9 protein-coding genes and 1 other annotated feature are annotated in these 12240 nt (G+C 38.0%); all 9 genes read left to right on the forward strand.

All coding sequences use genetic code 11. The features are described 5' to 3' along the window. Nucleotides 1-99: 99 nt before the first annotated feature. Nucleotides 100-1122 (forward strand): DUF418 domain-containing protein, encoded by a 1023-nt coding sequence (locus tag AC1DMU_RS24775; protein WP_088064618.1) that lies wholly within the window; start codon nucleotides 100-102, stop codon nucleotides 1120-1122. Between the two features lie 252 nt (nucleotides 1123-1374). Then, the gene (locus AC1DMU_RS24780; RefSeq protein ID WP_476941588.1) at nucleotides 1375-2136 is read left to right on the forward strand and encodes an ABC transporter ATP-binding protein; all 762 of its coding nucleotides are present in this window, start codon (nucleotides 1375-1377) and stop codon (nucleotides 2134-2136) included. 16 nt (nucleotides 2137-2152) lie between these two features. Beyond that, the gene (locus tag AC1DMU_RS24785; RefSeq protein ID WP_088064617.1) at nucleotides 2153-4012 is read left to right on the forward strand and encodes an FtsX-like permease family protein; all 1860 of its coding nucleotides are present in this window, start codon (nucleotides 2153-2155) and stop codon (nucleotides 4010-4012) included. Between the two features lie 345 nt (nucleotides 4013-4357). Beyond that, a complete protein-coding gene (locus AC1DMU_RS24790) occupies nucleotides 4358-4924 on the forward strand; it encodes a tyrosine-type recombinase/integrase (RefSeq protein ID WP_088064616.1) in 567 nt (188 codons plus the stop codon). Nucleotides 4925-4958: 34 nt separating this feature from the next. Continuing rightward, nucleotides 4959-5456: a cation:proton antiporter regulatory subunit gene (locus tag AC1DMU_RS24795; protein ID WP_001026048.1), complete on the forward strand. Its 498-nt coding sequence runs from the start codon at nucleotides 4959-4961 to the stop codon at nucleotides 5454-5456. 3 nt (nucleotides 5457-5459) lie between these two features. Further along, nucleotides 5460-6683 carry a cation:proton antiporter gene (locus AC1DMU_RS24800; protein WP_087984862.1) on the forward strand — a complete coding sequence of 408 codons (1224 nt, stop codon included), beginning with the start codon at nucleotides 5460-5462 and terminating at the stop codon, nucleotides 6681-6683. 318 nt (nucleotides 6684-7001) lie between these two features. Then, complete coding sequence (locus AC1DMU_RS24805; RefSeq protein WP_001137571.1) at nucleotides 7002-8195, forward strand: MDR family MFS transporter; 1194 nt, start codon at nucleotides 7002-7004, stop codon at nucleotides 8193-8195. 188 nt (nucleotides 8196-8383) lie between these two features. After that, nucleotides 8384-8603 (forward strand) — a binding site (T-box leader). A 65-nt stretch (nucleotides 8604-8668) separates the two neighbouring features. Next, the gene (gene leuS / locus AC1DMU_RS24810) at nucleotides 8669-11077 is read left to right on the forward strand and encodes a leucine--tRNA ligase (protein WP_000009479.1); all 2409 of its coding nucleotides are present in this window, start codon (nucleotides 8669-8671) and stop codon (nucleotides 11075-11077) included. Nucleotides 11078-11280: 203 nt separating this feature from the next. Next, a partial coding sequence (locus AC1DMU_RS24815) for a hypothetical protein (protein ID WP_476941589.1) occupies nucleotides 11281-12240 on the forward strand: 960 nt, incomplete at its 3' end.

Consider the following 12240-nt stretch of genomic DNA (forward strand, 5'->3'; position numbering starts at 1 on the left):
TGACAATAATGTAAGATTTCTGTAAGGTTTGCCGATAGTTGTAAGCTTACTTTTCCAGTAGAGTAAGGGAGGATTAAATTTTGGACAAGGAGTTGCTTTATGGGGAACAACATTACAAACAAACGAATTGATGAGTTAGATTACATTCGTGGCTTCGCATTACTGGGGATTATTTTAGTAAATATTCTTGCACTACTCAATATTAAGGTACCCGATCCTAATACAGTAGATGCCAGTTATCAAAGGTTTCTATACTTATTTGTAGAAGGTCGTTTCTTCTCGATTTTCTCATTCTTATTTGGAGTAGGATTCTACATCTTTATTACAAGAGCAATTGCGAAAGGGAAGAATGGGTACGTTCTATTTCTACGCCGCGTAGTTGCACTATTTATTTTTGGTTTAATTCATCAAATGTTTCAGCCTGGAGAAGCACTAGCGTTATACGCAATTTGTGGATTAGTCGTTTTACCGTTTTATAAAGCGAAAAAAGAAGTGAATGTAGTACTCGGTCTTATTCTTACGATAGCTTTTAGTATTATGGCAGCTAAGGAATTATTACCATTAGGTTTAATTTTATTAGGTCTTGCTGCAGGGCAGTATAAAGTGTTTGAAAACCTTTCAGCAAAAATCAAACAAGTCGCTATTTTTACAGGCATTATGTTTGTTTTAAGTGTTGCAGCGTTATGGTATCAATATGGGCACGTTCCTGCTAATCCATTTGTAAATATGATAATTATGAATGAAGATGGAACAATGGACGCTGCAGGTCAATTCTTAAAAATTGGTGTTACAGTTGGACCAATTATTTCAGCTTTCTATGTAGGAGCATTAATTTTATTACTTCAGTTAAAACCAGTTCAAACATTGTTAGCACCATTGAAATACTACGGTCGTATGGCTTTAACGAATTATATCGGACAAACTGCAATGATTTTAATTGCTGGTAGTGTATGTAACTTTGCAGGAAACTTAACATACATGCAGACGTTATATGTATGTATCGCAATTTATGCTATTCAAATTGTGTTTAGTGTAATTTGGATGAAAATCTTTAAAATGGGTCCACTAGAATGGATTTGGCGTGTTATTACGTATTGGACGGTAACACCTTTAAAGAAATAAGGAGAGAATTGGGCTGTTCCTTTTGTGGAACAGTCTATTTTTATTGTCATCTTTTTTCGGTAAGTCGATATTCCTTTGAGAATCGCTGATAAAATTGCATTTACCAATGAGGTTGATCTAAAAAAAACGAACCTTACACGCGCGCCTTTTTTATATTACAAAAGTGTAAGGTAATTGTAATGTTAACAAATAGCAGTTCTCTTCTAAAAGGCGCAAAATAGGTAATGGAAAAACAAGCGTAGGAGGATATATATGACGAAACCAGTTGTAGACGTGAAAAACGTTCAAAAAGTGTACGGTAAAAAAGGTGAGAACCAATCACACGCGTTAAAAGGTGTTTCATTCTCAATTCAAGAGGGTGAGTTTGTTGGAATTATGGGACCATCTGGTTCTGGTAAAACGACATTATTAAATGTAATTTCAACGCTTGATAAAGCAACGGGCGGCGTTGTTGAAATTGCGGGTACGGATATTACGAAAATGAAGCAAGGTGAGCTTTCTGATTTCCGTTCACAAAAATTAGGATTTATCTTCCAAGACTTTAACTTATTAGAGAACTTATCTATTTATGAAAACATCGCACTTCCACTTTCCCTTCAAGGTGTTTCATCACGTAATATTGGACCGAAAGTAGAAAAAGTAGTGGATATGCTAGGGATTACAGAAATTCTTCAAAAGTATCCATCTGAAGTATCTGGTGGACAAAAGCAGCGTTCAGCAGCAGCGCGTGCACTTGTGCATGAGCCAGCAATTATTTTAGGGGACGAGCCAACAGGAGCTCTTGATTCTAAAAATGCAACGAGTTTACTTGATGCGATGACAAACTTAAATAAAGATCAAGGTGTATCGATTATGATGGTTACGCATGATCCGTATAGTGCAAGTTACTGTCAGCGTATTTTATTCATTCAAGATGGTGAGCTATATAAAGAAATTCATCGCGGTGGTACGCGTGAAGAGTTCTACAAAGAAATTTTAGATGTACTTGCAGATTTAGGTACACAAAAAGCGTAAGAAAGGAGGTTCCAGTATGTTATTTAAACTTTCCATGTCGGGGCTGAAGAGTAAGCTGAAAGATTATATCGTCTTACTTGTTGGTCTTGTCATGTCTATCTCAATTTTTTATATGTTCCAAACGTTAGCGCTTAATAAAGCGTTTATTGAATCTAACTCAGTTATTCAATCAATTGGATTCGTATTCCAGGCAGGTTCATTTTTACTAGCCATTATAACGTTCTTCTATATTTTATATGCGAACTCTTTCTTATTATCTCTTCGTCAAAAAGAGTTTGGTATGTACATGATGTTAGGAGCAAAAAAACATAAAGTTACATTGCTTATGTTTATTGAAACGATTGTATTAGGTGCTGCGTCTCTTGCGATTGGTATTACAGTTGGTGTAGGACTTGCAGAAGGTATCGGACAGTTATTAATGAAACAATTAGAATTTGCTGGTGAAGGCTATAAAGCATTTTATCTTCCATCTATGACTGTTACTTGCATTTTCTTCTTTGCACTATTTGTATTATCAGCAATTATGAACAGTATTAAGTTATCACGTATTTCTGTACTGCAACTTGTACATGCAGATGCACAAACAGAGCGTGTTGCAGTAAAAGGAAAAATGACAGGTGTCGTTGCAATCCTTGCTGTTATTTTATTAGGAATTGGCTATGCATCAATGATTTATATGGCAAAACTAAGAGAAATGGGAATCCTTATTGCATTAATTACAACAACAACTGGTACTTACATGCTATTTGGATCACTTCTCCCAGTTATCATTAGAAAGTTAAAGAGTAATAAAAAACGTAGTGAAAAAGGACTTAATGCTTTTACGTTTGCACAATTAAATTTCCGTATTAATAGCTTAACGAAAGTACTTGCAACGGTAGCGATGTTAGTTGCTCTTGGAGCGGGTGCAATTTCAGGTGGTATGGCGTTTAAAAATAACGTTATAAAAATGGTTGATGGTTTAGTAATATATGATTCAGTTATTCATAACCCAACAGCTGAAGAAAAGAATATTTTAGATGGTATTACATTTAAAGAGAAAAATGAATATCGTTACAAAGTTGATAATAAATACGTTTATTATGTAAAAGAAGATTTAGAGAAAAATCCTCCTTTCGTACAAGATACAAAACAGATGGAAAGTATGAAGGATTTAGGAAAAATAAAGAAAGTTTCAGAGGAACTGCCAGTAGGTGCAGTTTCTAGAGAAATGAATGAAAAAGATGCGAGTGCTAAAGAACTTCCAGAAGAATGGAACGAGGCTTTCAGAACAATTCAGCCATTTTATCTATATGAAGATCATGCAATTAAAATTGTAGATCAGAAAATGTACGATACTGTAAATGGTAAAGAAGGAATCGTAGTTACTGGAAAAACAGACGATTTTGTAGCATACACAAAAGAATGGAAAAAACTTGACGAGTTGCAGCTAGTTAAATATAAAAATGTAAAAGCTGAAAGATTAGATAGTAAATATCAATCTTACAATGGATTCTACGGCGTTGCGAGTGGAACAGTATTTATGGGATTCTTCCTCGGAATTGCGTTCTTAGCAATGATGGCAAGTTGTTTAATGTTTAAAATTCTTTCTGGTGCATCAAAAGATATTACGCGTTATCAAATGCTTCGTAAAATCGGTGTGCGCCGTGAGTTATTAACGAAATCGATTTATAAAGAATTATTCTTAGTATTCTTATTCCCGGCAATTGTGGGTATTGCTCACGTATTAGTTGGTATGAATATTTTCGGATTTATTTTAATGGATCCTTACTTCCGTATTTGGGTACCGATCGTAATTTTCGTAGTTATTTATGCGATTTATTACTTCATTACAGTTCAATTGTATAAAGGAATTGTTCTTCCAAAAGAAGATTAATAGGTAAAAAGCCGAGTGAAAGTGCTCGGCTTTTTGTATTTTCAGAAAAAACACTTTAATGTTACTGAAATATATAATATAATGTAAATAAGTAACATAATATGAAAGTATCAGCAACCGGAAAATGAAAGGAGTAATCCGATCTGTAGAAAGAAGCTGAACTTGTACTCCCCCTATTTTTTCTACCCACACCGTATTTGTACAATCATAAATTTCCAAATGAAAAATTGTCGTAAGAGTATATTGTGAAAATAATGGATAATACATGGAAATCTCATAGCATGATAAGGTAAAATGGACAGGATAATGAGAAAATTACCGTTCATAAGATGAGGAGATACATGTATGGAAGTTGTAGAGGCATTAAAAGATATAAGCCAAATTGAGGCTATGAAAAAGTATTTAAAAGAGCATTCGCAGCGAGATTATCTTTTATTTGTTATTGGAATTAACACTGGATTAAAGATCACTGAACTACTTAGTATGAAATTTGAAGAGGTATTGAATGAAGATGGAACTGTTAAAGAGTTCTATTCTCTTCCTGTGAAAGATGAAAAATTTAAACAAGATATTTATTTAAATACAAAAGTAAAAGAAGCCCTTTTAGAGTACGCACAATCTATTGATGCTCAAAGAGAAAACTACGTATTTCAATCTAATAAAACGAAAAATTCAATCTCACGCCAACAAGCATATCGTGTTATCCATAGCGCAGCTGAAGCGGTTGGGATTGTTGGAAAGATTGGAACGAATTCAATGCGAAAAACATTTGGATTTCATGCGTACAAAAGAGGAATAGCGATTGCGCTATTGCAAAAGCATTTTCATCACGCAACTCCATCAGAAACGCTCAAGTATTTAGGAATCTCAAAAGATGAGAAGTTTAAAACAGAGATTGATGTAGATTTGTAAGAGCCGTAACTAAAAACTTTAGGAGGCGGAAAATATGAATATTAGAGAGAGTGAACTACCTGGCATTGGATGTAAATTTGAAGTGATAACAAAAGGTAATGAAAAAATGGTTATTGTGATTCATGATGATGGCCGAAGAGAAATGTATCATTTTGATGCGGATCATGATGAGAGTATTTCAAGCATTTCTCTTCGTGATTCTGAAGCGAGACAAATTGCGGCTATATTAGGCGGAATGGTATATAGGCCGCAAGCGCTAGACACAATTGAGATGGCTTTTGAAGGATTATCAATTGAATGGTTTAAGGTGGAGAATAATGCACCAGTAGTACAACAAACAATTGGTAGCTTACATGTCAGAAAAACATATAACGTAACGATTATTGCTATTTTGAAAAAGAATATGAAGAAATTCTTTAATCCAGGTCCAGATTCTATTATTGAAGCTGGCGATATGCTCGTATTGTCGGGTGAAAGACATGAAGTGAAAAGAATTATTAATGAATTGCTTTCAGCAGGAGGTGATTCCTAATCGATGGATACTTTAATCTTTGAAGTTGGAACTGCGTTAGTATTAGTAGCTTTTGCAGCTATCCTCGCTGCGAAGTTAAAGTTCTCGATTATTCCGTTTCTCATTATACTCGGTATGTTAGTGGGGCCTCATGCCCCAGATTTAGGACTTATCGATTTAAGGTTTATTGAAAGCGGAGAAGTTATTTCCTTCCTCGGCCGTGTTGGCGTCATATTCCTCTTATTCTACTTAGGTTTAGAATTCTCAATAAAAAAATTAATTAAATCAGGAAAGTCGATTGCTTTTGGGGGTAGTATTCATATATCGCTTAATTTCATATTGGGTTTACTTTATGGATATGTTATGGGTTTTCCCTTATTAGAAACATTAATTATTGCTGGAATCATTACAATCTCATCGAGTGCAATTGTTGCAAAAGTAATTGTTGATTTAAGAAGATCTGGTAATAAAGAGACTGAATTAATATTAGGAATCATTATGTTTGATGATATCTTTTTAGCTGTATATTTATCAGTCGTTTCAGGGTTAGTACTCGGTGGTGCAACATCATTTGTAGGTGCTCTTACATCGGTGTTAATCGCGGTAGGGTATATGCTACTATTCTTTGTAATCGCTAGAAAAGCTACGCCGTTTCTAAATAAAGTATTAGATATTTCGTCAAACGAAATTTTTATTATCGTAATATTCGCCATTTTATTCTTTGTAGCAGGATTTTCAGAAACGATTCATGTTGCTGAGGCAATTGGAGCATTATTGTTAGGACTCGTCTTTTCTGAAACAGAGCATAGTGATCGGATTGAGCATCTCGTCGTTCCATTTCGTGACTTCTTTGGAGCCATATTCTTTTTCAGTTTCGGTTTAAGTATAGATCCGTTTTCACTTGGAGGAGCAGTGTGGTTGGCATTAGGAGCAGTTTTCATTACGCTCATCGGTAATTTTACAGCTGGAATGATGGCGGGACGTAAAGCCGGGTTATCGCATAAGGCTTCTACGAATATCGGTTTAACCCTTGTATCACGCGGAGAGTTCTCCATTATTGTAGCCAATATCGGCATTGCGGGTGGTTTAATGGCAACGATTAAACCGTTCTCTGCACTGTACGTTTTAATATTAGCATCGTTAGGACCGCTATTAACGAAGGAGTCTGGGAGAATATACTCTCTACTAGATAAAATATTTAAATGGAGTGCGAAAGAACGTGCGAAGCGAGAAAAAGAAGTTGGATAGTATAAATAAGGGGGAGACTGCATGAACTTTATGTAGTCTTCCTTTTTTATATATTGTTGTTGATGTCGTTTTTTGTCGGTAAGTCGATATATTTTAATAATCGCTCATATATTTCGGGAATCGCCGATATATTTTGAGATTCGCTGATATATTCCCCAAATCGCTGATATATTTTCAAGTGACAATTCATATAATTTCATTTACCGAAAAACCATTATCTGAATTTCATCAACTATTAATCAGTTGCCTTCCTATTTAAAAACGACTACAATTTTACTGTTATAGATGAACGAAAAAAATAGAATAGGAGGGGAGACTATGCCAAGGAAAGTATGGCTATTAGTAGCTGGGATGATTATTAATGTCACGGGTGCTTCTTTTTTATGGCCTTTTAATACAATTTATTTGCATGATCACCTAGGAAAATCTTTATCTGTGGCCGGAATGGTATTAATGATCAACTCGCTTACTGGTGTAATCGGAAACTTGCTCGGCGGTGTTTTGTTTGATAAATGGGGCGGTTATAAATCAACTTTAGTAGGGATTGTCATTACACTTGTATCGATTTTAGGCCTTGTGTTCTTCCACGGTTGGCCGTTATATGTTGTGTGGCTAGCATTAATCGGCTTTGGTTCTGGAATGGTCTTCCCATCGATGTATGCGATGGTCGGTACGGTTTGGCCAGAGGGCGGAAGACGAGCATTTAATGCGATGTATGTTGGGCAAAACGTTGGTATTGCGATCGGAACAGCGTGCGGTGGTTTAGTTGCATCTTACCGTTTTGATTATATTTTCTTAGCCAATTTTGTTTTGTACTTTGTTTTCTTCTTAATTGCTTTTATTGGATTCCGTGGTATGGAAGACAAGAAAGAGCCAGGAGTGCAAAAAGAAGTCGAAACGAAAAAAGGCTGGACACTTACACCTGGATTCAAAGCACTTCTTATCGTATGTGTAGCATATGCTTTATGCTGGGTTACATATGTGCAGTGGCAAGGGGCGATTGCGACTCATATGCGGGAATTAGATATTAGCCTCCGCCATTATAGTTTATTATGGACGATAAACGGAGCGATGATTGTTTGTGCGCAGCCACTTGTTAGTATGTTAATTCGCTGGATGAAGCGTTCTTTAAAACAACAAATTATGATTGGAATCGTCATTTTTGCGGCGTCATTTATTGTGTTAAGTCAAGCGCAGCAATTTACGATGTTCCTCGTTGCGATGGTGACGTTAACGATTGGTGAGTTATTCGTATGGCCAGCAGTTCCGACCATTGCAAATATACTTGCACCAAAAGATAAGTTAGGGTTTTATCAAGGGGTTGTAAATAGCGCGGCGACTGTAGGGAAAATGTTCGGACCGGTCGTTGGCGGAGCAATTGTTGATTTATACAATATGGAAGTATTGTTTATAGCAATCATGGTAATGCTTGTAGTAGCGATTATTGCAACGAGCATGTATGATAAACGAGTAAAAGTAGAAGAAACAGTAGAAGAAAAAATTGCAGTTTAGTTTGACGGAACATGTAACATGTTTTAGAATATATTTAAATAAAACAACCTTTGGAACAAGGGAGATAGCTCGGCTGTCCTAAGACGAATTCGTTAGTTATGAAGAGTAACGATTAACCGAGAAGCCTTAGCTTCAAGTAAGCTCTTTAGAGATACGAAGTGGTGGGTAGTTCACATTAACTTATATTTGTAATAACAGTGAGAAGGAGTAGTAGTAATAGAAGCTGGTTTAGAGAGTTGACGGTCGGTGCAAGTCAATCCACGTTTCGTTATGAACTCGCCTTTGAGTTGCAGTTGTGAAACTAGTAGTAGCAATTGCCGTTAATCCACGTTACGGATCTAAGCGAATGTATATTTGTACATTAATTTAGGGTGGTACCGCGGGAATCTATAACCTCTCGTCCCTTTCTAGGGATGAGAGGTTTTTTGTATTTTGGGCGGTGAAAATAAATAGAATTTCAAGGAGGGTATCTCATGAGCTTTAATCATCAAAATATTGAGAAGAAGTGGCAAGGGTACTGGGAAGAGAATAAAACATTCCGTACGCCAGATGAGACAGAAAAACCAAAATTTTATGCACTAGATATGTTCCCATATCCATCAGGTGCAGGCCTACACGTAGGACATCCAGAAGGTTATACAGCGACAGATATTTTATCTCGTATGAAGCGTATGCAAGGATATAACGTTCTTCATCCAATGGGATGGGATGCGTTCGGTCTTCCAGCAGAGCAATATGCACTTGATACTGGAAACAGCCCGGCAGAATTTACAGAGCTTAATATTAATACGTTCCGTAATCAAATTAAAGCATTAGGCTTCTCTTACGATTGGGATCGTGAAGTAAATACAACAGATCCAAACTACTACAAGTGGACACAATGGATCTTCCTAAAACTATTTGAAAAAGGTTTAGCTTACGTTGATGAAGTACCTGTAAACTGGTGCCCAGCACTTGGTACAGTACTTGCAAATGAAGAAATCATTGACGGTAAGAGTGAGCGCGGTGGACATCCAGTTGAGCGTCGTCCGATGAGACAGTGGATGTTAAAAATTACAGCTTACGGAGATCGTCTATTAGAAGATCTAGATGAGCTTGATTGGCCAGAAAGCTTAAAAGATATGCAACGTAACTGGATTGGTCGTTCTGAAGGTGCAGAAGTACACTTCAACATCGATGGTACAGACGAGAAATTCACAGTTTTCACAACGCGTCCTGATACACTATTTGGTGCGAGCTACTGTGTACTTGCCCCAGAGCATGCGCTTGTTGCTGACATTACAACAGCAGAGCAAAAAGAAGCTGTAGAAGCTTACATTAACTCTGTTAAAATGAAGAGTGACCTAGAGCGTACAGAACTTGCGAAAGAGAAAACTGGTGTATTCACTGGTGCTTACGCAGTTAACCCAGTAAATGGTGAGAAATTACCAATCTGGATCGCTGACTATGTTCTTGCAACTTACGGAACAGGTGCTGTAATGGCAGTTCCCGCTCATGATGAGCGTGACTATGAATTCGCATCAACGTTCAATCTTCCAATGAAGGAAGTTGTAAAAGGCGGAGACATTACGAAAGAAGCATACACAGGTGATGGTGCGCACGTAAACTCAGCATTCCTTGATGGTTTAAATAAAGAAGAAGCAATCGTAAAAATGATTGAATGGCTTGAAGTAACGAGCGCAGGAAATCAAAAAGTAACGTACCGTCTACGTGACTGGTTATTCAGCCGTCAACGTTACTGGGGTGAGCCAATTCCAGTAATCCACTGGGAAGATGGCACAATGACAGCTGTGAAAGAAGAAGAATTACCATTAGTTCTTCCTAAAACAGAAAACATCCGTCCTTCAGGTACAGGTGAATCACCACTTGCTAACATTGACGAGTGGGTAAACGTTGTTGATCCTGAAACTGGTAAAAAAGGTCGTCGTGAAACGAACACAATGCCACAATGGGCTGGTAGCTGCTGGTATTACCTACGTTACATCGATCCAAACAATAGCGAAGCACTTGTAGATCCTGAAAAAGTAAAACAATGGCTTCCAGTTGATATTTATATCGGCGGAGCGGAGCACGCTGTACTTCACTTACTATATGCTCGTTTCTGGCACAAAGTATTATACGATATCGGTGTAGTTCCAACGAAAGAGCCGTTCCAACAATTATTCAACCAAGGTATGATTCTAGGTGAAAACAACGAGAAAATGAGTAAATCAAAAGGTAACGTTGTAAACCCTGATGATATCGTAGCAAGCCACGGTGCAGATACACTTCGTCTATATGAAATGTTCATGGGACCATTAGATGCTTCAATCGCTTGGTCTGAAAATGGTCTTGACGGAGCTCGTCGTTTCCTAGACCGCGTATGGCGTCTATTCATTCAAGATAACGGTGAATTAAGTGAGAAAATTACGGATGCACCAAATAAAGAGCTTGAAAAAGCTTACCACCAAACAGTGAAGAAAGTAACAGAAGACTATGCAGAACTTCGCTTCAATACAGCGATTTCTCAAATGATGGTATTCATTAACGATGCATATAAAGCTGAAACACTTCCGAAAGAATATGTAGAAGGTTTCGTGAAAATGATTGCACCAGTTGCACCTCACATCGGGGAAGAGCTATGGAGCAAACTTGGATACAATGAAACAATCACATATGCAAGCTGGCCAACATTTGATGAGTCTAAACTTGTAGAAGATGAAGTTGAAATCGTTGTTCAAGTTATGGGCAAAGTTCGCGCGAAACTAACAATGAGTAAAGACGCATCAAAAGAAGAAATGGAACAACTTGCACTTGAAGCAATTCAAGACCAAATTGAAGGGAAAACAGTTCGTAAAGTAATTGTTGTTCCTGGAAAACTTGTTAACGTTGTTGCAAACTAATTCATTCTAAATAAAAGCTCAGAGCATTTATGCTCTGAGCTTTTTTGTGTAGAAAATAATTTCAGGATCTCTTTCATCTAAATTTTCAACTATTCCACTACGTACAAATAAAAGAGCGGAATTCCAATACAGACAAACACCTATTTTTCTATAGGAAATATGATAAAAAAGGTAGGCTAAATTGAGTAGAAGAGGTGAAAGGAATGAAAGGGATGGACAATAATGCACCACATGGCTTCTTCGGAGGCGAATCGGACAGTTATACACAAATGATGTTAATGGGAGGAGCTGGCCAACAAGGGTACGGTGGAATTCCGAGCTGGATGGGTGGAGGAGCAGGGGGATTTCCAACATCGGTAGCGGGCATGCAAACTGGAATGCCTACATTAATGGGAGGGTTTTCGACATCAGGGGCTGGAATGCCTACAGTAACAGGAGGATTTCCGACATCAGTAGCTGGCGTACAGACAGGAATTCCAGTAGGAGTACCAACTACATTTCCTTCTTTCGTTGGAGGAGTGCAGACAGGATTTCCGGTACCGGGAGTAGGTGTTGTAGCAGGTGGAGTAGGTGGTTATCCGCAAGGTGTTCACGGTCATCATGTACATCACCACCAAGGCCAACACGGTCATCATGGACATCACCACCATCAAGGCCAACACGGTCATCATGTACATCATCACCATCAAGGCCAACACGGTCATCATGTACATCACCACCATCAAGGTCAACATAGTCATCATGGACACCATCATCACCAAGGCCAACAAGGTCAGCACGGTCATCATCATCACCAAGGTCAACACGGCCATCAACAACAAGTACATCACCACGGACACCATCATATATATCCACAGGCTGTTCTTTATCAAACGCATCAAGGTCAACACGGTCATCATGGTCACCAAGGCCAACACGGTCATCAAGGCCAGCACGGTCATCATGGTCAACACGGTCATCATGGTCAACACGGTCATCATGGTCAACACGGTCATCAAGGCCAACACGGACACCAAGGTCAACACGGTCATCAAGGTCAACAGCACCAACAGCACCAACAGCACCAACAGCACCAACAGCACCAACAGCACCAACAGCACCAACAGCACCAACAGCACCAACAGCACCAACAGCACCAACAGCACCAACAGCACCAACAGCAC

It is taken from the genome of Bacillus sp. 01N45 (genome assembly GCF_056399205.1).

What these genes read in the sequence shown, in the direction of transcription:
- AC1DMU_RS24800 (WP_087984862.1), top strand. Translation starts at nt 5,460, where the DNA reads ATGGATACTTTAATCTTTGAAGTTGGAACTGCGTTAGTATTAGTAGCT.
- leuS (WP_000009479.1), top strand. Translation starts at nt 8,669, where the DNA reads ATGAGCTTTAATCATCAAAATATTGAGAAGAAGTGGCAAGGGTACTGG.
- AC1DMU_RS24805 (WP_001137571.1), top strand. Translation starts at nt 7,002, where the DNA reads ATGCCAAGGAAAGTATGGCTATTAGTAGCTGGGATGATTATTAATGTC.
- AC1DMU_RS24795 (WP_001026048.1), top strand. Translation starts at nt 4,959, where the DNA reads ATGAATATTAGAGAGAGTGAACTACCTGGCATTGGATGTAAATTTGAA.
- AC1DMU_RS24790 (WP_088064616.1), top strand. Translation starts at nt 4,358, where the DNA reads ATGGAAGTTGTAGAGGCATTAAAAGATATAAGCCAAATTGAGGCTATG.
- AC1DMU_RS24775 (WP_088064618.1), top strand. Translation starts at nt 100, where the DNA reads ATGGGGAACAACATTACAAACAAACGAATTGATGAGTTAGATTACATT.
- AC1DMU_RS24780 (WP_476941588.1), top strand. Translation starts at nt 1,375, where the DNA reads ATGACGAAACCAGTTGTAGACGTGAAAAACGTTCAAAAAGTGTACGGT.
- AC1DMU_RS24785 (WP_088064617.1), top strand. Translation starts at nt 2,153, where the DNA reads ATGTTATTTAAACTTTCCATGTCGGGGCTGAAGAGTAAGCTGAAAGAT.